This window comes from Streptomyces sp. NPDC057486, assembly GCF_042802415.1.
In the GTDB taxonomy this organism is placed as follows: domain Bacteria; phylum Actinomycetota; class Actinomycetes; order Streptomycetales; family Streptomycetaceae; genus Streptomyces; species Streptomyces yanii.
The window spans coordinates 1-20,701 of sequence record NZ_JBHVEE010000029.1; the positions used below are offsets into that span (position 1 = coordinate 1).

15 protein-coding genes and 2 pseudogenes are annotated in these 20,701 nt (G+C 69.7%); 11 read left to right on the forward strand and 6 right to left on the reverse strand.

Features of this window, described 5'->3' with window-relative positions; all coding sequences use genetic code 11:
• Positions 1-295: 295 nt before the first annotated feature.
• On the reverse strand, positions 296-1,126 hold the full coding sequence (locus tag ACFU6I_RS16170) for a class I SAM-dependent methyltransferase (RefSeq protein WP_384366374.1): 831 nt from the start codon (positions 1,124-1,126) through the stop codon (positions 296-298).
• Positions 1,127-1,198: 72 nt separating this feature from the next.
• Here ACFU6I_RS16170 and ACFU6I_RS16175 point away from each other — a divergent pair, with 72 nt between their 5' ends.
• The 3 genes from ACFU6I_RS16175 (at position 1,199) to ACFU6I_RS16185 (ending at position 5,932) form a co-directional block, all read left to right on the forward strand.
• Complete coding sequence (locus tag ACFU6I_RS16175; protein ID WP_384366377.1) at positions 1,199-1,864, forward strand: TetR/AcrR family transcriptional regulator; 666 nt, start codon at positions 1,199-1,201, stop codon at positions 1,862-1,864.
• A 434-nt stretch (positions 1,865-2,298) separates the two neighbouring features.
• Positions 2,299-4,671: a SpoIIE family protein phosphatase gene (locus ACFU6I_RS16180; protein WP_384366380.1), complete on the forward strand. Its 2,373-nt coding sequence runs from the start codon at positions 2,299-2,301 to the stop codon at positions 4,669-4,671.
• A 208-nt stretch (positions 4,672-4,879) separates the two neighbouring features.
• Positions 4,880-5,932, forward strand: coding sequence for a PP2C family protein-serine/threonine phosphatase (locus ACFU6I_RS16185; protein WP_384366559.1), 1,053 nt, complete (start codon positions 4,880-4,882; stop codon positions 5,930-5,932).
• A gap of 238 nt (positions 5,933-6,170) precedes the next feature.
• Here the strand turns inward: ACFU6I_RS16185 and ACFU6I_RS16190 are convergent, their stop codons facing one another.
• The gene (locus tag ACFU6I_RS16190; protein WP_384366383.1) at positions 6,171-7,355 is read right to left on the reverse strand and encodes a PP2C family protein-serine/threonine phosphatase; all 1,185 of its coding nucleotides are present in this window, start codon (positions 7,353-7,355) and stop codon (positions 6,171-6,173) included.
• A gap of 330 nt (positions 7,356-7,685) precedes the next feature.
• On the opposite strand from ACFU6I_RS16190, the pseudogene ACFU6I_RS16195 reads away from it, so the two are divergent.
• The 3 genes and pseudogenes from ACFU6I_RS16195 to ACFU6I_RS16205 form a co-directional block, all read left to right on the forward strand.
• A pseudogene (locus ACFU6I_RS16195) lies at positions 7,686-7,964 on the forward strand (isochorismatase family protein); the annotation flags it as partial.
• A gap of 15 nt (positions 7,965-7,979) precedes the next feature.
• Positions 7,980-8,153, forward strand: a pseudogene (locus ACFU6I_RS16200) (AraC family transcriptional regulator); the annotation flags it as partial.
• Positions 8,154-8,301: 148 nt separating this feature from the next.
• The gene (locus ACFU6I_RS16205; protein ID WP_384366386.1) at positions 8,302-9,321 is read left to right on the forward strand and encodes an LLM class flavin-dependent oxidoreductase; all 1,020 of its coding nucleotides are present in this window, start codon (positions 8,302-8,304) and stop codon (positions 9,319-9,321) included.
• 247 nt (positions 9,322-9,568) lie between these two features.
• Here ACFU6I_RS16205 and ACFU6I_RS16210 read toward each other — a convergent pair whose 3' ends face one another.
• On the reverse strand, positions 9,569-10,645 hold the full coding sequence (locus ACFU6I_RS16210) for a glycerophosphodiester phosphodiesterase family protein (RefSeq protein ID WP_384366389.1): 1,077 nt from the start codon (positions 10,643-10,645) through the stop codon (positions 9,569-9,571).
• A gap of 346 nt (positions 10,646-10,991) precedes the next feature.
• Positions 10,992-11,123, reverse strand: coding sequence for a hypothetical protein (locus ACFU6I_RS16215; protein WP_384366392.1), 132 nt, complete (start codon positions 11,121-11,123; stop codon positions 10,992-10,994).
• Between the two features lie 388 nt (positions 11,124-11,511).
• Between ACFU6I_RS16215 and ACFU6I_RS16220 the strand changes: the two genes are divergently transcribed.
• Complete coding sequence (locus tag ACFU6I_RS16220; RefSeq protein WP_384366395.1) at positions 11,512-11,760, forward strand: hypothetical protein; 249 nt, start codon at positions 11,512-11,514, stop codon at positions 11,758-11,760.
• A 124-nt stretch (positions 11,761-11,884) separates the two neighbouring features.
• On the forward strand, positions 11,885-12,292 hold the full coding sequence (locus ACFU6I_RS16225) for a DUF2795 domain-containing protein (protein WP_384366398.1): 408 nt from the start codon (positions 11,885-11,887) through the stop codon (positions 12,290-12,292).
• A gap of 121 nt (positions 12,293-12,413) precedes the next feature.
• On the opposite strand, the gene ACFU6I_RS16230 is transcribed toward ACFU6I_RS16225, so the two are convergent.
• Both ACFU6I_RS16230 and pip read right to left on the reverse strand, forming a co-directional pair.
• Positions 12,414-12,794 carry a tetratricopeptide repeat protein gene (locus tag ACFU6I_RS16230; protein ID WP_384366401.1) on the reverse strand — a complete coding sequence of 127 codons (381 nt, stop codon included), beginning with the start codon at positions 12,792-12,794 and terminating at the stop codon, positions 12,414-12,416.
• Positions 12,795-13,217: 423 nt separating this feature from the next.
• The gene (gene pip / locus ACFU6I_RS16235) at positions 13,218-14,180 is read right to left on the reverse strand and encodes a prolyl aminopeptidase (protein WP_384366404.1); all 963 of its coding nucleotides are present in this window, start codon (positions 14,178-14,180) and stop codon (positions 13,218-13,220) included.
• Positions 14,181-14,803: 623 nt separating this feature from the next.
• On the opposite strand from pip, the gene ACFU6I_RS16240 reads away from it, so the two are divergent.
• From ACFU6I_RS16240 to ACFU6I_RS16250, 3 genes are all read left to right on the forward strand, one after another.
• A complete protein-coding gene (locus ACFU6I_RS16240; protein WP_384366407.1) occupies positions 14,804-18,631 on the forward strand; it encodes a S8 family serine peptidase in 3,828 nt (1,275 codons plus the stop codon).
• 607 nt (positions 18,632-19,238) lie between these two features.
• Entirely contained in the window at positions 19,239-19,994 is a 756-nt protein-coding gene (locus ACFU6I_RS16245) for an SDR family NAD(P)-dependent oxidoreductase (RefSeq protein WP_384366410.1), read from the forward strand.
• 149 nt (positions 19,995-20,143) lie between these two features.
• The gene (locus ACFU6I_RS16250) at positions 20,144-20,701 is read left to right on the forward strand and encodes an ABC transporter substrate-binding protein (RefSeq protein ID WP_384366413.1); all 558 of its coding nucleotides are present in this window, start codon (positions 20,144-20,146) and stop codon (positions 20,699-20,701) included.

The following is a 20,701-nucleotide window of genomic DNA, read 5'->3' on the forward strand; positions in this document are numbered from 1 at the left end:
ACCGAGGCGTTCCTGGGGTAGGCGACCGCGGCGCCGTACCTCGGCGGTTCCGGCCGGCTCGGGCGTCGGTGACGGCTCGGCGGATCCTCGGGGAGAGGGTCCGTCGACTGCTCGGGAGTGAGGCTGCTCAGCGGCAGGGCAGGAGGGACCATGTCCTTGACCTCGCCCCTCCCTGCCCTGCTCGGGACTGGAGCTGCGGATGTTCGGCTGAACATGCGTAGCTCCCGAGCCCGGGCCGGCCGGATCATGGTCCGGGCCGGCGTCCCGTCGGCCGCGGACAGGCCGTAAAGCCGGTTCAGGCGGCGCCGGTTCGCACCACGGAGACCGCCACCGTCGCGTAACGCATCGTGAAGCTGCCGCCCATCGAGTCGATGGCCGCCCCGACACCCTCCAGCACCTCCGCCAGCCTGTCCGATGGGAGCCGGGTGAAGGCACCCTGGGTAGGCATCTGATCCAGCCATGTGTCCCGGGTGTAGGACCACTCCCAGTCGAATCGCCACTGCTCCGGTTCGCTGAACCCGCACACCTCGCGGATCCCGTCTGCGGCCTTGGTGAACAGCACCTGGTACCCGTCCAGGGCCGGCCTCGTCATCTCCTGGAAGTTGAACGGCGAGTCGGGCATCACCCGGCGGCAGACCGCGGCAACGGCTCCCGCCACGACGGGCGGAAGCTGAAAGACGTTCCACAATGCCGCCAGCCGTCCGCCGGGGCGCAGCACCTGCGCGGCCTTGGCCGCCCCGGCGAGGGGGTCGATCCAGTGCCAGGCCTGGCCGGCGACGACCGCATCGAATGACCGGCCGACCGGGTCCCAGGCTTCGAACGTCGCCACGTCAACCTCGACCCCGAGACGCCGCGCCAGGTCGGCCATCCGCGCGTCGGGCTCGACCCCGAGCACCCTGCAGCCGGCTGCCTGGAACTGCCGGGCGGCGATTCCGGTACCACAGCCGACGTCGAGGACGTCGGGGCCTGGGCTGCCGGCGACGATCCGGTCCACCATGGCGTCGGGATAGCGGGGCCGGGCCCGGTCGTACCGTTCGGCGTCCGTGCCGAACGACTCCGCTGCCTGCCGGTACTGATGAGGCTCGCTCCCGGAAGGGCACGCTCGAGCCGGCGGTATAGTGGGCATGCGCCCATTACTAGTGGGCACATGCCCACCCGTCAACCGGGCAGGCCCAGCGAGCGAAAGCAGAGACGCACGGTGCCGACAGGGGTAGCCATCCGCAACGCGCGCGAGCAACTGTTCGACGCCGCCGAGCGTGTCCTGCTCCGGGACGGGCCGAACGCGCTGACCAGCCGGGCGGTCACCACGGAGGCAGGCTGCGCCAAGGGGGTCCTGCACCGGCACTTCGCCGACTTCGACGCCTTCCTCGCCGAGCTTGTGCTGGACCGGATCGCCCGGATCGACAACCAGGCCTCTGCCTTGCGCAACTCCGCCGGGGCCGACACCGTGGCCGGCAACCTCACCGGCGCGCTGACAACCCTGTTCGAGTCGGTCGCCGTGGCGATCGTCGGCCTCATCATCTCGCGGGACGACCTGCGAGCCCGGCTGCGCCAGGCCACTCCGACCGGCGTGCCGATGCTGGCGGAAGCTACGGCCATGATCGCCTCCTACCTCACCATCGAGCGTGAACGGGGACGCATCGCCCCCGACGCCGACGTCCACACACTCGCCCCCACGCTGATCGGCGCCGGGCACCTGCTCTTCGCCGACCGCGAAGGCACCCCGCCGGAGGCCGGAGCCGTCCACAAGGTCGTGAGCACGGTCATCGCCGGCGTCGTGCGAGAACCGCTGCCGCCAACGGCCCAGCAGCAAGGGGTCGACCACGACGTGGCCGTCGTCGCCGATGCCGACGAGGTCCCATAGGTCCAGCCAGGAGGCCGTCACGGGCGAGGGTGAGCCGTCTTTCACCTGTTCGTGAACACGCCAAAACCTTTGACCCGTGATCCCCGTCGGCGAACGCGGCCCGCAGGAGCCTCCGCCGGGGCTCCCGCACGAGTGAAAGCCCGACACGTCCGGCGGAGGGCACTCGACCCGCCTTCCTGCCCGACGCCGCGGAGCGGGCGCGGCACGGCGGCATCGGCTCGCGCGCTGATCAGCGCGATACCGGCCGTCGATCGCCTGTCGGCAATCACTACGGATGGTCACCGTCGTTCGACTCCCTGGGTTCCCCGGAGTCCGATTCTCCGCGCCCGGCGCGTGCGGCCCCGTTTGACGCGATCTGACGGCAGGACCGAGAGATCCTTGAATCAGCAGTGGACTCGAAGGCGGGACGGACAGCCATGGATACATCGGCGAGCATGCCTCGTGACTCCCTCACCTCCGCCTCGGCTCTTGCCATGGCGGCTCCGGATGGGACGCTGACCAGCTGGAGCGCCGGTGCGGAACAGTTGCTCGGATACTCCGCCGATGAGGCCGTCGGCCGACGAGCGGCAGCGCTGCTTGCATCGCCCCTCCCCACCGGCGTTCGTGAGCGTTGGAATCGGCAGGAGGACTGGACCGGGCAGGTGGTACTCCGCCACCGGGACGGCAGCGCGGTCGAGTGCCGGTTGCGGGCGCGTCCGCTGCCCACGGGTGACGGGCGAGCCAGTTGGCTGCTGGAGGGCGTCCCGGTGGCGGAGGAGGTGGACCGCGCCACGGACTCTCTGCTCTGCTGGTCGTTCTACCAGTCCCCGTTCGCCCTGGCGATCTACGACACCGAGGGCCGACTCCTGCGGGCCAACAAACCCATGACCAAGCAGCTCGCCGCCTCGGAGCAGGATCTTCGCGGGCTCCGGATCACCGAGCACATGTCCGATCCTGGCTTCCGGGCCCCGGAACGGGCCCTCGATCGCGTGTTGCGGACCGGTGAGTCCGAGCACATCGAGAACTACGTGAAGGTGCCAGGAGAGGCACAAGCTCACCCCTGGATCATCCACTTCACCCCGCTCAAGGACTCCCTCGGGCTGGTGCACGGCGTGCAGTTGGCCGCCCTCGACTTCTCCGAACAGTTCGCGGCCCGCGAGCGTCTGGCGCTGCTCGATGACGCCAGCAGGCGTATCGGCAGCAGCCTGGACGTGGCCCGCACCGCCCAGGAACTGGCCGACGTGGCCGTGCCCGCCCTCTCGGACTTCGTCTCGGTCGATCTCCTCGACGCCGTGCTGCACGGCGAGGAGCCTCCGGCGGTCCCTCTCCACGGTCCCTTGCTGCTGCGGCGCGCAGCTGTCCGCCCCGATGTGAAGGCCGTCGTCACGGTCGGCGCGTCGTCCCGCTACCCGGAGTTCTCTCCGGTTGCTCGCTGCCTGACCACCGGTCGCGGCACCGTGCACCAGATCGGCGAGCCCGAGATCACCCGCTGGCTGGCCCACGACCCGGACCGAACCGCCTGGGTGAGTCAGCACGGCGCGCACTCGCTGATGACGGTGCCGCTGCGCGGCCGCGGCACCAACCTCGGCGTTGTGCTCTTCGTCCGTCTGGATCCGTCCGCCGGGCCGTACGGGCAGGAGGACCTGCAGATCGCCGAGGAGCTTGTGGCGCGCGCCGCAGTCTGCCTCGACAACGCCCGCCGCTACACGCGCGAACACACCACGACTCTGGCCCTCCAGCACAGCCTTCTGCCGCAGGAGATTCCCGAGCAGTCCGCTGTCGACGTGGCCAGCCGCTACTTGCCCGCAGACTCGAAGGTCGGTGTCGGCGGTGACTGGTTCGACGTGATCCCGCTCTCCGGCGCCCGCGTCGCCCTCGTTGTCGGCGATGTGGTCGGTCACGGGATCCACGCCTCCGCCGCCATGGGGCGCCTTCGCACCGCCGTACGCGCCCTCGCCGACGTCGATCTGGCCCCGGACGAGCTGCTTGCGCATCTGGACGACCTCGTCGTCCGGCTCGGATCCGGGCCCGAGTCCGGAGCCGGGGCGCCCTTCGGAGAACTCGGAGCCACCTGCCTGTACGCGGTCTACGACCCCACCTCCCGCAAGTGCTCACTCGCCAGCGCCGGCCACCTCTGGCCCGCTCTGGTGACCCCTGACGGCAAGGTGGAGATCCTCGAACTGCCCACCGGCCCGCCGCTCGGCCTGGGCGGGCTGCCCTTCGAATCCGTTGAACGCGAACTGCCCGAAGGCAGTCTCCTGTCCCTCTATACCGACGGCCTTGTCCTGGCACGCCATCGCGATGTCGACGCCGGCCTACACGCTCTGCGCACGGCCCTCGCGGACACGGCTCCGTCCTTGGAGACCACCTGCGACCACGTGCTCGATGCTCTGCTCGCCGAACGGCCCGCCGATGATGTCGCGCTGCTCGTCGCCCGTACCCGTGCCCTGGACAGCGGGCACATCGCCGTCTGGGACCTTCCCGCCGATCCGGCCTTTGTGGCCGAAGCCCGCTCTCGGACGACCGCCCAACTGCACGCCTGGGGGCTGGACGACCTGTCCTACGTCACCGAACTCGTGGTCAGCGAGCTTGTGACCAACGCGATCCGCTACGCTGCCGCGCCCATTCAGCTGCGGCTGATCAAGGAACGGACACTGATCTGCGAGGTCTCCGACGCCAGCAGCACCGCACCGCACCTGCGCCGTGCCCGCATCTTTGACGAGGGCGGACGAGGCCTCATGCTGGTCGCCCAGCTGACCGAGCGCTGGGGAATGCGGCATACCGGCACGGGCAAGACCATCTGGGCCGAGCAACCCCTTCCCGTGTAGGTGCGCGGTACCGGTGAGGGGGCGCGTCGGTCGCCCCGGAGGCGCGGGCCTCGCACAGCGACCGGCCGCGGGGAGAACGGTCTCCCCCGCCCGTCGGAGGTCGTTGGAAGTTTGCCCGGATATGCTGCGTTTTGTGATCACGCTCCAACGGCTGCGACGCCGTCCTCCTCGCTACGGCGGCCCGTGGGAATCTGCGCTGCTGTCACCAGTGATCCTGACTGCCTTCATCGCCGGCCTGGCGTTCGCCACACCGAGAGAGGTCGCCTTCAGCCGCCTCCTGCCCGCCGCCCCCGCTCTCGCCGCCTCCTTCTGGCCCGTGCTCCCCACTGCCCTGTTGGGGGCACTCTGCCTCGTGATCATGATCGGTCTCGGCCTCATCTACGCCGACCTGGGGACGGCGTACACAGGGGCTGCGATCGTCGCGGTCACGGCAGCGGCCGCATACTCAAGCCACATCAGAATCCAGCGGGAGGAGGCGCTCTTCCACATCCGCATCGTCGCCGACACAGCGCAGAAGGTGTTGCTGCGCCCCCTGCCACGCAGCATCGGAGGAGTCGAGATCGAGTCGCTCTATCTGGCGGCCCAGGCGCAGGCAAGGATCGGCGGCGACTTCTACGAGGCGGCCGACACACTGTACGGGGTCCGGCTTCTCATCGGCGACGTACGCGGCAAGGGCCTGTCCGCGGTAGGGGCAGCCTCGGCGGTGGTCAACTGCTTCAGGGAAGCCGCATACGACGAGCCCGACCTGAGAGGCATCATCCACCGCCTGGAGACCAGCACTGCCCGCCACAGCGCCGCGCACCCCTCCCAGGACCTGCCGGAGCGCTTCGCCACCGCCCTGCTCGCCGAGATCCCGCACGGCGCCGACCACGTCAGGCTCCTCAACTGCGGGCACCCCCCGCCGTTGCTCATGCACCACGGGGAGATCCACGTCCTGGACCCCTCCACCCCCTCGCCGCCCCTCAACCTCGCGGCGCTTCTCGGAGACGACTACAGCATCGAAACCGTCGACTTCGCCCCGGGCGACCAACTGCTGCTCTACACCGACGGTGTCACGGAGACCCGGGACCGTACCGGCGAGTTCTTCCCGCTGCCTGACTGGATGCGGCGGCAAAGCCCTGACACGCCCCGCGAGTTGATCGACCGGCTTCACGGGGATCTCCTCCGGCACAGCAACGGAAACCTCAACGACGACATCTCGGCCCTCGCCGTACGCCGCCCGAAAACCCCCGCCACCGAAGACATCGGTCACCCCGCTTAGAGCGGCACCTGCCGCAGTGGCGGCCCCGTGGGTGGGGACGGCCCCGGGGTCATGGGCGGACCTGGGCGGGGGTGGAGCGGACGCGACGGAGCTCGGCCCACACTCGTGCTGCGGTCCGGTCGGCACACGAAGCTGCCGACAGATAGGGGTGGTCTCGGTCGAGAACCCGTCCACCGGGAGCTTCGTCATGTTGTGCAGAGATTCCATTCGCCTGCACAGAACCTCGGCCGGCAGAGGCTCAGTGATCGAATTCCGTCCAACCAGGAGATGCCTGATCCGGTTGCCGTCTGTCGTCAGGACAGCGCCTCACGACCTCGGGCGCGGCCGTCACGTCCAGGCGTTCGATGGCGACCATGGCCGCATCGTCGCTCAGGTGACCGCCTGCATGACGCTGAAGATCGACCTTCAGGTGCGCCAGCAGGGATTCCGGATTCCTGGAGAGGCAGGCGGAGACCGCTTGCGGCAAGGAGTAGAAGACTCCTGAAGGGTCACGGGCTTCGATGACACCATCGGTGTACAGGAGCAGGACGTCACCGACATCGAACGTGAACGTGTCGGTCGTGGAGCTCGCAGCCAGCAGATTTCCGAGTCCCAGAGGCGGCGAAGGCTCTCGTGCCTCCAGCGGGATCACCAGGTCGCCACGGAGCAGAAGAGGCGGCGGATGTCCGCAACTGATCAGGTGGATCTCGCGAGATGCGTCAGGGACTTCGATCACCACTGCGGTGACAAACGTCTCCGACCCGTCAGCGGTCTCTGCTCGCTCCTGGTGTGTGTCAGCCGTATTGGCTGCGACACCCGTGTCCAGGAGAGCCGCCAGTTCGGACAACTCGGTGTCCTTGTGGGCCAGTGCACGAAAAGCACCGAGCACATCGGCAGCCTCGCCGATGGCATCGAGGCCCCTGCCTCGCACATCTCCGACGATCATCCGGGTTCCGTCGCCGGCGCGTGCCTGCGCATACAGGTCGCCGCCCAGCTGCGCCTCGTCCTCTGCAGCCAGATAGACCGAGGCAATGTGCAAGGGACCGCTCCGTACGGGCAGGGGGCGCATCACCACGTGCTGGGCCGCCTCGGCGACCGAGCGCAGCTGATTGAGCCGCTGATCGCTTCGCTCCCTCAGACCGGCGAGGAAGGCGGCGAACGCAGAGATCAGGAAGAGCGCGATGATCTGGTACGTGTGATTGAGGTCGGTGAAGTCGGTGCGCATGACAGCTACCAGCGCCTGTGCAAGTACGGCAACCGCACCGACGAAAGCAGTCATGCGGAGACCGGCGAAGGAGGCCGTCACGGCCGGCGCCGCGACGAGGGACGGACCGACGTGGACCTCAGGCGGTACCAGGACGTCGACGGCGGTCACCAGGCCAACCAGACCGAACGGCACGGCCAGCAGTGCCTTCGAATACGGTCCGTGCTGGTGCAGTGACAAGCGACCGCTCCAGGAATCCACACTCCAGGCATACCGCATCCCTTCGCGGTCCGCCCGCGACGAACGCAGCACCCACGACGCCCATGTGAAGGACCGCAGATCAGCTCGTCCGACGGAAATGGCAGCGAAGGCTCCGGCCCCACTCCGAGGGCGCGGCACGCTCTTCTGACGCACTGACTCCCTGCGCGTTCGCGCTCACCCAGGGTGCCGCCCAAACTCTGCACCGCGCGGGTCGTACAACTGCCTGCGCAGCGCCACCACGACGGCGGCGCAGACGGCGCCGATCGCGATACCGCCGCCACAGGCCGGCGGACAACACATGGCGGTGCGGTACTCGCCGCGCGCGGCATCAGCCGGCTCTTCGTCGCCGGCGCGCAGACCGACGAGTGCATCCGCTCGACGCTCCACGGCGCGATCACCCGCGGCTACGACGCGACGCTGGTCGGCGACGCCCACACCACGGAGGACTTGTCCCAGTACGGAGCGCCGACACCCGACAAGGTCATCGCCCACACGAACCTGTACTGGAAATACCACACGGCTCCCGGCCGGACCGCGGGCACGGTCAACACCGCAGACGTCGATTTCGCTGTGAAGGCCGGCGCCTGAGACGAGGCGCCTGCCTTCACCGCTACCGGCCTCAAGGCCCGAGTGCCACTGGTGCACGCGGGGCCGAACCTGGCGATCATCGACTTCGTCCGCGGGATCGAACCGCAGGCCCTGGAGACTCTGGAGAACGTGTCGGACCGGGAGCCACAGGGCATCGTCGCGGTCTGCGACGACTTGGACCCGAGTCGCGGCCGCTTACATGCGCGACTGCCGGGCCGGTCGCCCGAGTTCGCACGGGAAGGGCCAAGACACCGCCCGACCCGGAATGCCCGTTCCCGCAACGATGTTGTCGTACCCGTGGGTGATTCGCGCCTGCCGTGGACGATGGAGGGACCCTGTGCCGCCGATCTCCGAGCCCCTGCGGAAGTTGGGGTTCCTGACCATCGGGTTGTTCGACGCCGCTGAGCCCCGCCGCGGGCACGAGTCGACGCTGGAGATCATCGAGCTGGGTGAGCGGCTGGGCTTCGACAGTGCGTGGGTGCGGCACCGGCATCTGCAGTACGGCATCTCCTCCCCCGTCGCCCTGTTGGCAGCGGCCTCCCAGCGCACCAGTCGTATCCAGCTGGGCACCGCGGTCATTCCGCTGGGCTGGGAGAACCCCCTGCGTCTTGCCGAGGATCTTGCGACGGTCGACATCCTGTCCGGGGGCCGCCTCAATCCGGGGGTCAGCGTGGGCCCGCCGATGCACTTCGCCAAGGTGCGGGAGGCGCTCTACCCCGGCACCGCCGATGCCGAGGACTTCAGCTACGAGCGGGTCCGTCGGCTGCTGGACTTCGTGCGCGGCGCACCCGCGACCGACTTCAGCGGCGTCGAGGGCTTCGAGGTGTTCTCCGACCGCGTCCAGCCTCAGTCCGCCGGCCTGGGCAGCCGTATGTGGTACGGCGGCGCCAGCCTGCGATCGGCCGAGTGGGCGGGTGCGCATGGCATGAACTTCCTCACCAGCAGCGTCGTGAAGGCGGAGAAGTCCGAGGACTTCGGCGAGATCCAGCTCTCGCACATCCGGACGTTCCGCGCCCATCACCCCGACGGCGACCGCGCCCGGGTCTCGCAGGGGCTCGTCGTCGTTCCGACCGATTCCGCCTCGCCGGAGCAGCGCGCGAAGTACGAGGAGTACGCCCGCACGCGACTGCCGCGTACCGCTCAGCCGCAGGGACCGGCGCGCATGATGTTCGCGCCCGATCTCGTCGGGCCCTCCGCCGAGATCGCCGAAAGGCTCTACGCGGACGCCGCCTTCCGGGAGGTCGACGAGGTCGCGTTCGCTCTGCCGTTCACCTTCGACCACGACGACTACGTCCAGATCCTCACCGACATCTCCACCGTTCTCGGGCCGACCCTGGGCTGGCGGCCCGACTCCTGAGGCCCGGCACATACGGACCGACGGGTGTGCCGGGGCGTCCTGTCCATGCTGCACACGGACATTGCCGGCAAGCACCTGCCGCGGGACTCGGCTTGCCGAGGCTCGGTCACGACACAGAACGCGGTGGCCGCCCTGTGCCGAGCAGTGGCGCTGTCTCCCTGTAACGGCTCACGCCCCCATGACGGCGTACGTCCCCGGAGCACACGGTGCTCCGGGGACGTATGTGCCTGTGGCGCGCCGCCACTCGTCAGTGGTCTTGCGGCGCGGGGTAGGCCTTGGGCAGGCGCATGCCGCGTTCGGCCATGATCTCCCGCACGTGGTTGGGGTAGTTGGTGATGATGCCGTCGACGCCCATGTCCATCAGCGTCTCGACCGTGGCCTTGTCGTCACAGGTCCACGGGATGATCTTCAGGCCGCGGGCATGCGCCTCGGAGATCATCTTCTCGTCGGGGTAGAAGCGGAAGTTCGGGTCCGCGACGGTGCCGTTCTGCGGGAAGCCGTAATTGGGGGAGAGCGCGGTGACACCCGGGACAGCAGAGGCGGCCTTGACGAAGTCGCCGTCGTAGTCGTCGACGTCGATGCCTCCCAGCCACGGGGAGGCGCCGGGCTTGCCGACCTGAAGGAAGTCGTAGTTGGTCAGCGCCACCAGCGGGTAGGACGGCGCGAGCTTGTGCATCTCCTTCAGCGCGCCCCAGTCGAAGGACTGGATGGTGACCTGCCGCTCGATCCCCGAGCGGTGGATCTCCTCGTGGACGCGGCGGACGAACAGCTCGCGCGGCGCCGTCTGCTCCGGCGCGCCCGCCTCGACCTTGGTCTCGATGTTGAGCTTGACCTGCTTGGCGTTGTAACTCTTCACGAGATCGAGGACGTCCTTGAGCTCCACCATCCGGAAGCCCTTGACCTGCTCCTGCTCGGGAAAGCCGGGCAACTGCTGGTAGCCGCAGTCCATGGTCCTGATCTGGGCCAGCGTCAGGTCCTTGATGTACTTCCCGACGTACGGGTACATCGGGTCGCCCGGCGTCACCGGCCCGGTGTCCTTGCACTTCTGGGCGCTGATCTGCCGGTCGTGGTTGACGACGACCTTCTGGTCCTTGGTGATCTGGGTGTCCAGCTCCAAGGTGGTCACTCCGAGGCGCAGGGCCTTGGCGAAGCCCTCCAGGGACTCCTCGGTGGTCATGCCGATGCCGCCGCGGTGGGCCTGGAGGTCGAAGTGGGTCTGCTGGGGCGGGACGTGGCCGTTGTGAGTCGTGGCCGCGTGGGCCGTCGTGGGGAGCACGAGCGCGGGTACGACGGCCAGCGCGGCAACTGCATGCCGGAGGGACATGTGAACCTCATGTGCATCGGACGAACGGGACCCTGTGACGCTAAGCCGCAGTTCCAGCCCGTACGAAGCCCAGACGTGAGGGCACCGTGAATGCCCGGGGAACTGTTGTTCAGCGGGCACCGCAGCGAACCGTCCCGCCGCACGGGAGTCCGCCCACGCCGTCGAGGTCACCGTCCGAGCGGCGGCTGACCCGCGTCCCCTTCGACAAGGCATCGCTTTCCCACCAGCCGCCAAGCCTGATCGGGCCTTGGGAACTTCCTGGCCGGGCGCTGGGTCATGAGCGTGATCGTGCCTCAGGTGAGGTGGGCCTTGCCGTGCTGGGCCGGCCTCATCGCGGGGTCATGAGTCAGCGGGGCCCCAGGGTGAACAGCGCGACTATCAGCAGGACCAGCAAGGCCCAGCCGAGCACCCCGATTCTCCGGCGCTGCGGGTTGCGCCCCTGGCGCCATGCGTTGACCTCGTGCGGAGCGTCTCCCATGGTCAAACATCCTACGACCCGACGTCCACAGCGGGGTCGGCTCGTGTCCACCGTCCATGGGCGGGGTCCTCGTGGCCCCCTTGGGGACCAGGAGCCCCTCTCGGCGGTCGGGCAGTGTTCGCCTTCCGGGTGCGGTTCCTCATGGGCGGCAACGGGAACGGTCGGGACCCGCCGGTGATCGCAGAGCGACAACGCCGGTGGCGGCCCCCTGCGCGAAGCGGCCCTTCCCGCCCAGGCGGCGGCAGCGGCTCAACCCGACAGCAGCCGACGGGGAAGGGCCGCAACGCGCCCTGAGTGGCCTCATACGCGCAGATGGGTGATTTCGACTACCCTCGAAAGGTGTGCAGAGAGCCGCCTGAGCTCGAACTCTGGACAGCGAGGTCAGGACATGACCAAGATGCCGAAGCCATCCCAGCCCCCACACGACGAGGGGCCGAGCCGGCACAAGGGGGCGGCGGAGCGCGATCTGCGCGCCCACGGGCAACGGCACGACGACCTCGATCCGAAGTCGCCGGCCTCGACTGCCCGTCAGCAGTACACGCAGGACCGGAGCAGCGTGCAGGAGCACGTCGGGGACCGTCCGGAAGAGGCGGTGGACGAGGCACGCCTGCTGGTGTGTCGACACCTCGATGGTTGAGGAAGCGGCCACGGGCCCGGCCCGGCCGGGCGCTGCCGGATCCGGCCGTTGGGGACCTGCCCGAAGCCCTGTCCGTCGGCTGACCGTCCGGCAGCATCACCGCACACAGGGAAGGTGTTCCACCATGGAGCGAGGAAGCAACCAGGTCAGTCCGCACAAGGACGATGCGAGGAAGCACGAACTGCAGGGCTATCTCAGGTCCGGCCACTCCACCCATGCCGAGGAGACCTACGATCCCGAGCCGGCAGCCGACGACGACGTGCGAGTGGACGCGGGTGGCCCCGTGCCCCCGCCCGGCGAGGCAAGGGACCGGATGCGTGCCGAGAAGGCGGCTGAGGCCCTGAGGTCCGATCTGGCGCGCCACCTCAATCGCACGGCCTTCCCGGGCAACCGTGCGTCACTCGTGCAGACCTTGTCGAAGGAGCATGCTCCGGACACTCTGGTCGATGCGGTGCGCGAACTGCCCAGGGACGAGCGCTACAAAAACGCGGGGCAGATCGTCCGGGCGCTGGGCCACCGGCCCCACGCCTGACGACGCGGAATCGTCGCATCGTCGACCCCGTCCACGCATGGAGGTGCCGTCTCCGTCCCCGCAGTGGAAGGCCTGACTCGCCCGGGCGGCGCACAATGGCGGCCGGCGGCCAGGAGCGGCCTCAGGCAGCCAGTCGGGGGAAGGAACTGCGGGAGTGCCTGAGGGCCAGAAGATCGCGTGCGGTCATCGTGTCCGCAATCCTCATGTGGGGAGCCGCCTCGGAGCAGCGATGCCGGCGCTCGAGGACGCGGGCGAGAGCGAGGTGGGCAGAGGCGTGGGCGGGCTCGTCACGCAGGACGTGACGCAGCTCCGCCTCGGCCAGGGAGAGCTGCGCCGTGTAGTAGTACGAACGGGCGAGGAGCATCCGCAGGTCGAGGTTGCGGGGTGCCGCGGCAACGAGGTCGGTGAGAACTCGGGAGGCCGCACGGTAACGCTGGGACTCGAAGAGGCGGCTCGCATATTGCCGCCGCTCGCTCCAGCTCACTCCCTGTATACCGGCCATCACGTTCTCCGTTCACTGCGCGAGCATTCGTTCAGCGGTTCAGACGCCTGGCGCCCGAGGTATTCCGAGACGCGGGGAGTCGATGAGTTCCGCGCCCCCTGTTCGAACTTCGTTGAAGCTTGAATCATTCCCGCGCGGGTTCCGCCCTCGGGAAGGAAACGCAGAAGGGACGTCGTCGAGCGACTCGTCCCTCCGCGGGCCTACGGAGGCTGGGACGGGCGCGGGGAACGACAGCCTCGGCGCGGCAAGGGCTGGAGGTGCATCGGCTCACGGGGTGAAGCCGTGGGTGCGGCCGATGCCCGTCGAAACAGCCGGCTCCTGCACTCGGCGCCTGGCCTGCACGTACCGTCCGGCCCTACCCCGACCCCTCAGCGGCCGCTCGGCCGGCCACGTCGAGGCGCCACTCGATTGCGCGCTCTCCCGTCATCGCTCAGCAAATCGTTCCAGTGCGCGCCGCACCTGCTCGCTCATCGCGGGGCTGCCCTGGTGTCCGGCGTCGTCGAGGACCAGCAGTTCCGAGCCCGGCCAGGCCCGGCTGAAGTCCCAGGCGGCGTCGAGCGGACAGCTCAGATCATGTCGGCCATGGATGATCACGCCGGGGATTCCGGCCAGGCGCCCGGCGCCGCGCAGCAGTGCGCCATTCTCCAACCAGCCGTCATTGGCAGCGTAGTGGGCACATATCCGCGCGAACGCCACCAGTGCGTCCGACGCGCGGCCACTGTAAGGAGTCGGCCTGCCGTTGGGCTCCAGGGAGAGGACCGTGTCCTCCCAGGCGGCCCAGCCGAGGGCCGCCTGCGTTCGCACGCCCGGGTCGGGGTGCTCCAGAAGCTTTCCATGGGCGGAGACCAGATCACCGCCGCGCTCGCCCTCGGGCACGCCGTGCCCGAACCGCTCCCACTGCTCGGGGAAGAGTCGCGCGACCCCGCCGCGGTACAGCCAGTCGACCTCCGACCGGCCCATCGTCCAGAACGCGGGCAGCACCATCTCCGACACCCGTTCCGGATGACGTTGGGCGTAGGCGACCGACAGCTCCGACCCCCACGACCCGCCGAAAACCAACCACCGCTCCACTCCCAGGTACGCGCGCAAGCGCTCCATGTCGCGCAGCAGGTGCTCCGTGGTGTTGAGATCCATGTCTGTGGCGGGATCGCTCGCATGCGGAGTGCTGCGTCCGCAGCCCCGCTGATCGAACAGGATGATCCGGTAGCGCTCCGGATCGAACGCCTTGGGAGTTCCGGACGGGCTCCCGCTGCCTGGGCCACCGTGCACGATGAGTGCCGGCTTGCCATCCGGGTTCCCGCGCTCCTCCCAGTACACAAGGTTGCCGTCGCCGACGTCCAGCATTCCGTGGTCACGGGCCGCGGTCGAGGAGAAGGTGGCAGGCATGCAGTGATCTCCTATGACGGCAACACGGTCGGCCTCGACCGTACAGGGCCCCCCTGGTTGCCGACGCGACTCAGCTGACGGGCCGTCGCTCGGCCGGCCTTCATGTCGTCAGGCCGTGCCCGCCAGCCAGTGACCCTCGAGGAACGATCTCGTACACGACCTCCGTGTCCGGGCAATGCGCCGCGACGCGGGCGAGGGCCGGCGAAAGCTGTCGGACGCGTCCGCCGCTCCTCTCTCGCCGTACCTGACCGGGTACATCCGGCGCTTCCACGAGCGCTCCCCCGTGATCCGACGGCTACGGCCGGGCTGCCTGACCCCGTCGAGGACCCCGTCGAGCAGGTCGAGTTCGAGCACTGTCGGCCAGTGCGGCCGGTGCCCGTCACGCCTGTCGCCATGCCCGAGAAGATCGCCCTCGGGCGACTCGTCGAGGGCTGTCCCTGGCCGTGGGCCGTGGGCCGTGGGCCGTGGGGCCGACGGCGAACATCCGGCGAACGGCCGGCGTGGCGTGTCGCCGTTGGGACATGTCGCAGGTGCGACACGTGAGGTCAGTGACACGTGCGGCTTCATCAGCCGATTCTTTCGGACAGGTTGTGACCCCCAGCTGCACGAAAGGTCTTTCGCTGATGAGATGGATCCGCTTGACGGCGGCTGTATCGACAGGATTGATGGTGGTTGCCGGAGGCCTGCCGGCCGGCGCCGCGACGCGGACGGCTGACACCGGGACCGCCACTCGAGCCGCCGTGCCGGGAGCTCGGGCCGCGACCGTACGGCTGGTGACCGGTGACCGGGTGACCGTGACATCGCTGCCCGGCGGACGGCGCACCGCGTCGGTCCAGCCCGGACCCGGGCGCGAGCACATCCCCTTCCGGACGCTGGAGGGGGACGACAAGGCGCTGACCGTGCTGCCGTTCGACGCCGAGGCGTTGGTGTCCGCCGGCACACTGGACCGTCGGCTCTTCAACGTGACGGCCCTGATCGCCGATGGCTTCGACGAGGCCCACGCCTCCACGCTTCCGCTGATCGTCTCCTCGGAGCCGTCACGGGTCGGGGCCAGGGTCAGCTCGCAGGCGGCGAAGGCCGCCTCGGCCACTGCCGACCGGCTGGTGGCGTTCAAGGCGGCCGCGACGCCCGCCCGTAGGCTGGAGAGCCTCGACGCGCGGTCGCTGCGGGTCGCCGACGACGACCTGGGCCGCTTCTGGAAGACGCTGAACCCCGGCGGAAAGTCGGACGCCGCCCGTGCCGCGGTGGCTCCGCGAGTCTCGCTGGACGGCAAGGTGAAGGCCGTGCTGGACCGCAGCACCGCGCAGATAAACGCGCCCACCGCTTGGAAGGCCGGCTACGAGGGCCAGGGCGTGAAGGTGGCCGTGCTGGACACCGGTGTCGACGCGGGCCACCCCGACCTGGCCGGTCGCATCGCGGAGGCGAAAGACTTCTCCGGCAGCCCGAGCACGGACGATCACTTCGGCCACGGCACGCACGTCGCCTCAACCGTCGGCGGCACGGGCGCCGCGTCGTCGGGCACCCGGCGCGGTGTCGCGCCCCGCGCCGACCTGCTGATAGGCAAGGTGCTGGGCGATGACGGCTACGGCTCGGAGTCTTCCGTCATCGACGGCATGGAGTGGGCTGCCGCCGAGCACGCCAAGGTCGTCAACATGAGCCTCGGTTCGGACGCCGAAACCGACGGCACCGACCCGATGAGCCAGGCCGTCAACGCCTTGACCGCGTCCACCGACACGCTCTTCGTGGTCGCCGCGGGCAACGCGGGCCCGGGCCCCTCCACCGTCGGTTCTCCGGGAGCGGCCGACGCCGCGCTGACCGTCGGGGCCGTCGACCGTGACGACTCCCTCGCCCCCTTCTCCAGCCGCGGCCCGCGGCAGGGGGACAAGGCGGTCAAGCCCGACGTGACCGCACCCGGGGTCGGCATCGTCGCCGCCCGCGCGTCCGGCACCGCCATGGGCACCCCGGTCGATGCCAACTACACCTCCGCATCGGGCACTTCGATGGCGACCCCGCATGTCGCCGGTGCCGCCGCGCTGCTGGCCCAGCAGCACCCCGACTGGGGCGCCCAGCAGCTCAAGGACGCCCTCATCAGCACCTCCCACACGGTGCCCGGCACCAAGGTGACCGAGCAGGGCGGCGGCCGCATCGACCTGGCCACGGCCATGGGCCCTGTCACGGCCACCGGCAGCGTCACCCTCGCGCCCCTTGAGGCCGGCGGCGCAGGGGGCCAGACGGCCACCGTCCGCTACACCAACACCGGCGGCAAGCCGGTGACGCTCTCCCTGGCCGCCACCCTGGCCACCAACACCGGGCGCGCCCTCGCCGACGGCGCGGTCACCCTCGGCTCCCGCACCGTGCAGCTGGCCCCCGGCGCCACGGCCGATGTACCGCTGCACACCGACGCGGCGAACGCCGTCCGCGGCACGTACTACGGCTACGTCACCGCCACATCTGCCGACGGCACCGTGCTCGCCCACACCACTGTGGCTCTGAACGTGCACGCCCCGGTGCACAAGCTCACCGTGGTCGCCCGCGACCGCGACGGCAAGGTCATCGAGGGCGCCACTCCGGTGATCTGGGGTGCCGACGGCTTCGTGAACTACACGAGCATGGAGCCGGCCGTCGCCGAAGTGGAGGAGGGCACCTACCAGCTCAGCTTCGGCACGCTGGACACGGCGGCCGACGGCCAGGAGTTGCGCGAGGTGGTCAACCCGGAGGTGAAGGTCACCAGGGACATGTCAGTGACGCTCAACGCCGCCGACACCACCCCGGTGCAGATCCGCACGCCCCGCCCTGCCGAGCAGCGCGGTGTGCTCAGCTACCAGACGTACCGGAAGATCGACGGCAACGGCCTGATCCAGGGCGTGATGTTCTTCGACATCGCCAAGCGGATCTACGTCAGCCCCACTGCTGCGGTCACCGACGGCGACTTCGAGTTCTCCTCGCGCTGGCAGATGGTGGCCCCGCAGCTGCGGGCGAAGGTCTCCGGTACGTCGCTGGGCTTCAGCCCGTATTACGTGAATACCTCCCCGCCCTTCAGCGACAAGGGAGCACGACTGACCGCCGTGGACGCCGGCAAGGGCACGAGCGCCGAGCTTCGCGCCGCACACGTACGCGGCAAGCTGGCCGTCGTCCGCTGGGACTTCTCCGACGACCGGGCGCTCGCGCAGGCCGCGGCGGACGCCGGGGCCGAGGCACTGATGCTGGTCATGGAGGACGGCTCCTACCCCTGGACGCGGTGGAGCCTAACCGGCGACCGGATGGCGCTGCCCACCATGCGCGCCGGCACGGCGGAAGGCACCGCGGTGCTCAAGCGCGCCGGCGAGCGGACCACGACGGTGGAGTTCTCCGGCACGGTCCGCAGCCCGTACCTGTACGACGTGATGCAGGTGTCCAAGGGCTCCGTACCCAAGCGGCTGGTGTACACCGTCTCCGAGCGCGAGAGCGCGGTGGTCCGCAGCACGTACACCCGCACCGGTGCCTCGTCCTGGGCGAGCGAACAGCGTTTCGGGTGGCGGCCGTACCAGGACACCGCGTGGAACCAGTACACACGCCACGTTCCGGCGGGACAGGAACGCGTCGAGTACGTGACCGGCGGTGACACGCTGTGGAAGCATGTCGTGCACCACAATGTCATCGACTTCCCCGACTTCCCGTTGCAGGCCGGCATGCACGACGACCCGCGCACCTACCGGCCGGGCGAGCGCGCCACGGAGCGTTGGTTCGGAGCGGTGGTCCGCCCGTCGATCCCGCGTGGTGGGCACCTGCCGTCGGTGCGCAACGGCGACACCCTGTCCGTGTACGTTCCGGAGTTCAACGACTCCGGCGCCGGCCACTGGTCGTTCGCGGAGGTCGACCCCTTCGGTGGCGGCGTCGGCACCGGCGTCACGGCGTCCGCGGAGAGCGACACGGCCGCGGCGACGCTGTACCGGAACGGGAAGCCGATCGCCGAGTCCGACCAAGGCGCGTGGGGCAACTTCGAGGTGCCCGCGGGCAAGGCCGACTACCGGCTGGACCTGACGACCGTTCGTACCTCGGCCGACTGGCACTTCGGTACCGGCACGCACACGTCGTGGACGTTCCGCTCGGACACCGCGGCCGGCCCGGCACTGCTGCCACTGCTCCAAGTCGACTACGCCGTACCTGTCGACGCCCGGAACGCGGTGGGCTCGCAGCGCAGGCACACTCTCGGCCTGAACGTCCGGATGCAGGACGGCATGGCGGCGCCGCGCGGCGTGACGCTGAAGGTCGAGACGTCCTACGACGACGGACGCACCTGGACCACTGCCACCACGGCCCGCAAGGGCAGCGGGTTCACCGCCACCGTGGAGCGACCGGCTCAGGTGCACGGCGACGCGTACGTGACGCTGCGCGTGACCGCGAAGGACGAGGCCGGCAACACCGTCCGGCAGACGGTGGACCGCGCCTACCTGCAGCGCGGCACCGCATGAGTCGCCGGGAACGGTAGGGCGGATCGACCGGGCTGAACCGCGGCGGGTGCCAGGGAGTGTGAACCCTGGCACCCGCCGTGCCTCGTCCCGGCACTCACGCCCGACGCCCCGCCCGGGCACCTCACGCCCCGCCGGCCGGCCGCCGGCACCCGCGGGCCGGTAGAGGGAGTCCGATCCCTGTTCACCCATTCCGCGTTGAGGCGCTGACGGTACGAGCCCGCATGGGACAGTTCTCCGGACACATTGAGATGTCTCATTCGGGTGAGTCTCCGGAGCCCTCCCGAAGCCGATTCAAGCGATCGTCCGTTGGGGGTGGCTGTCGGGCTCCTCCACATGGCTGGAGTACGCCCGGGTTCCAGGGCGGCCACTACAAGCGTGACCGGGGCAAGCCGGCAGGCAAGGCCCGTCCCGTGTTCGAGGCGTCCCACGGGAGCGTGAGATTCCCGCAACCACTCGCCAATTCCTGCAGTTCTGCCCGTAATCTGCGGCTTTATGGGGGAATCCGAAACTCGCTCCCGGCCCTCGGCACGTGACGCCGTCGGTCTTGCGGGGGTCTTCTCCCTCCACACCTACCGATCGAGCCGGTCGGGACAGAGGGATGAGCGGCATGACTGAGGCAACCGGCAGGGTGGCACTGGTGACAGGGGCCAGCAGCGGAATCGGTGCGGCCACCGCGCGTCTTCTGGCCGCGCGAGGGATGCGGGTGGTGGTCAACTACCTCCGCAGCAGCAAGGCAGCCGAGGACGTCGTCGCCGACATCGAGGCCGCAGGCGGCCAGGCCATGGCCGTGCAGGCCGACGTGCGCGAGGCAGCGGCGATCGAGAGCCTGCTCGAGCAGGTCCAGGCAACATGGGGCGGCATCGACGTGCTCGTGCACAACGCGCTCATCCCGTATGCGGTCAAGTCGTTTCAGGACATGACGTGGGAGGAACTGGGCGGCAAGCTCGACGCCGAGATGCGCGCGGCGTTCGCGGTCACCAAGGCCGTCCTGCCCGGCATGACCGAACAGGGCTGGGGACGCATCATCTACCTCGGTACAGGCCTCAGCCGTCGGCCCCGGGAGGGCATGATCGCACTGGGCACGGCCAAGGCCGCACTGGAGCAGTTCGCCCGGTACGTCGCCCAGGAAGTGGGCCCGCGGGGCATCACGGTCAACGTTGTCGCGCCCGGTCCGGTGGAGGACACCCGCATGGCGGATGTGCTCGACGATGCGCACAAGAGGCGGCAGGTGGCCGCTACTCCCCTGGGCCGCCTGGCACACCCGGCCGACGTCGCCCAAGCGGTCGCCTTCTACACCGGCGAGGACAACGCCTTCATGACAGGCACCACGGCCGCAGTCAACGGCGGGATGTCCATGTACTGACCCCCTCTGTCCTCCGCCCACGGGGCCGCACCGCCCCGGTCCCGCCGACGGCCGGACCGCGTCCGGCACACCGTCACCTCAGCACCATGGGCCGCAGCGCCCGCGGACGCACGGGCGCATGACGGTGACACGATCAGGGAAGAACGTTCATGCACACGATCGATCTCGCCTACGTCGGGCGGGGCCTGCACGAGGAACTGGTCGCCCACATCGCCGACCAGCAGGACTACTACGCCGACGAGGGCGTCCACGTCGCGCTGCGCGACGGCTGCACCTGGGACGAGGAGCGGCTGCGCCGCGGCGCCACCATCGGGCTCGGCCGGGCACTGCTGTCCCGGCTGACCAGTGGCATCCCCTGGGCCGCACTCCATGTCAACACCCACCGCCCGCTGTTCTGGTTCCTCGCCCGCCCCGGCCTGACCTCCCTGGCCGACCTGGCCGGCCGACGGCTGGCGGTGCACGCCCCCCACACCGCGCCCGGGTGCTTCACCCGGATCGTGCTGCGCCGGGCGGGCCTCGACCCGGACCGCGACATCCGTACCGTCGTCCGCTCGCCGGGCGACTACGGCATGGACCTGCGCCGACTGCACGACGGCAGAATCGACGCCGCCCTGGTCGGCAGCACCATGGCACCGGAGGCGATGGCCGGCGAGCACGGCTGGCGGTGCTGGCCTGGGTCGGCGACCACTTCCAGATCCCCACCGTAG

What these genes read in the sequence shown, in the direction of transcription:
- ACFU6I_RS16230 (WP_384366401.1), bottom strand. Translation starts at nt 12,794, where the DNA reads ATGGCCGGTATACAGGGAGTGAGCTGGAGCGAGCGGCGGCAATATGCG.
- ACFU6I_RS16220 (WP_384366395.1), top strand. Translation starts at nt 11,512, where the DNA reads ATGACCAAGATGCCGAAGCCATCCCAGCCCCCACACGACGAGGGGCCG.
- ACFU6I_RS16180 (WP_384366380.1), top strand. Translation starts at nt 2,299, where the DNA reads ATGCCTCGTGACTCCCTCACCTCCGCCTCGGCTCTTGCCATGGCGGCT.
- ACFU6I_RS16250 (WP_384366413.1), top strand. Translation starts at nt 20,144, where the DNA reads ATGCACACGATCGATCTCGCCTACGTCGGGCGGGGCCTGCACGAGGAA.
- ACFU6I_RS16170 (WP_384366374.1), bottom strand. Translation starts at nt 1,126, where the DNA reads ATGCCCACTATACCGCCGGCTCGAGCGTGCCCTTCCGGGAGCGAGCCT.
- ACFU6I_RS16225 (WP_384366398.1), top strand. Translation starts at nt 11,885, where the DNA reads ATGGAGCGAGGAAGCAACCAGGTCAGTCCGCACAAGGACGATGCGAGG.
- ACFU6I_RS16210 (WP_384366389.1), bottom strand. Translation starts at nt 10,645, where the DNA reads ATGTCCCTCCGGCATGCAGTTGCCGCGCTGGCCGTCGTACCCGCGCTC.
- ACFU6I_RS16245 (WP_384366410.1), top strand. Translation starts at nt 19,239, where the DNA reads ATGACTGAGGCAACCGGCAGGGTGGCACTGGTGACAGGGGCCAGCAGC.
- ACFU6I_RS16240 (WP_384366407.1), top strand. Translation starts at nt 14,804, where the DNA reads ATGAGATGGATCCGCTTGACGGCGGCTGTATCGACAGGATTGATGGTG.
- pip (WP_384366404.1), bottom strand. Translation starts at nt 14,180, where the DNA reads ATGCCTGCCACCTTCTCCTCGACCGCGGCCCGTGACCACGGAATGCTG.
- ACFU6I_RS16215 (WP_384366392.1), bottom strand. Translation starts at nt 11,123, where the DNA reads ATGGGAGACGCTCCGCACGAGGTCAACGCATGGCGCCAGGGGCGCAAC.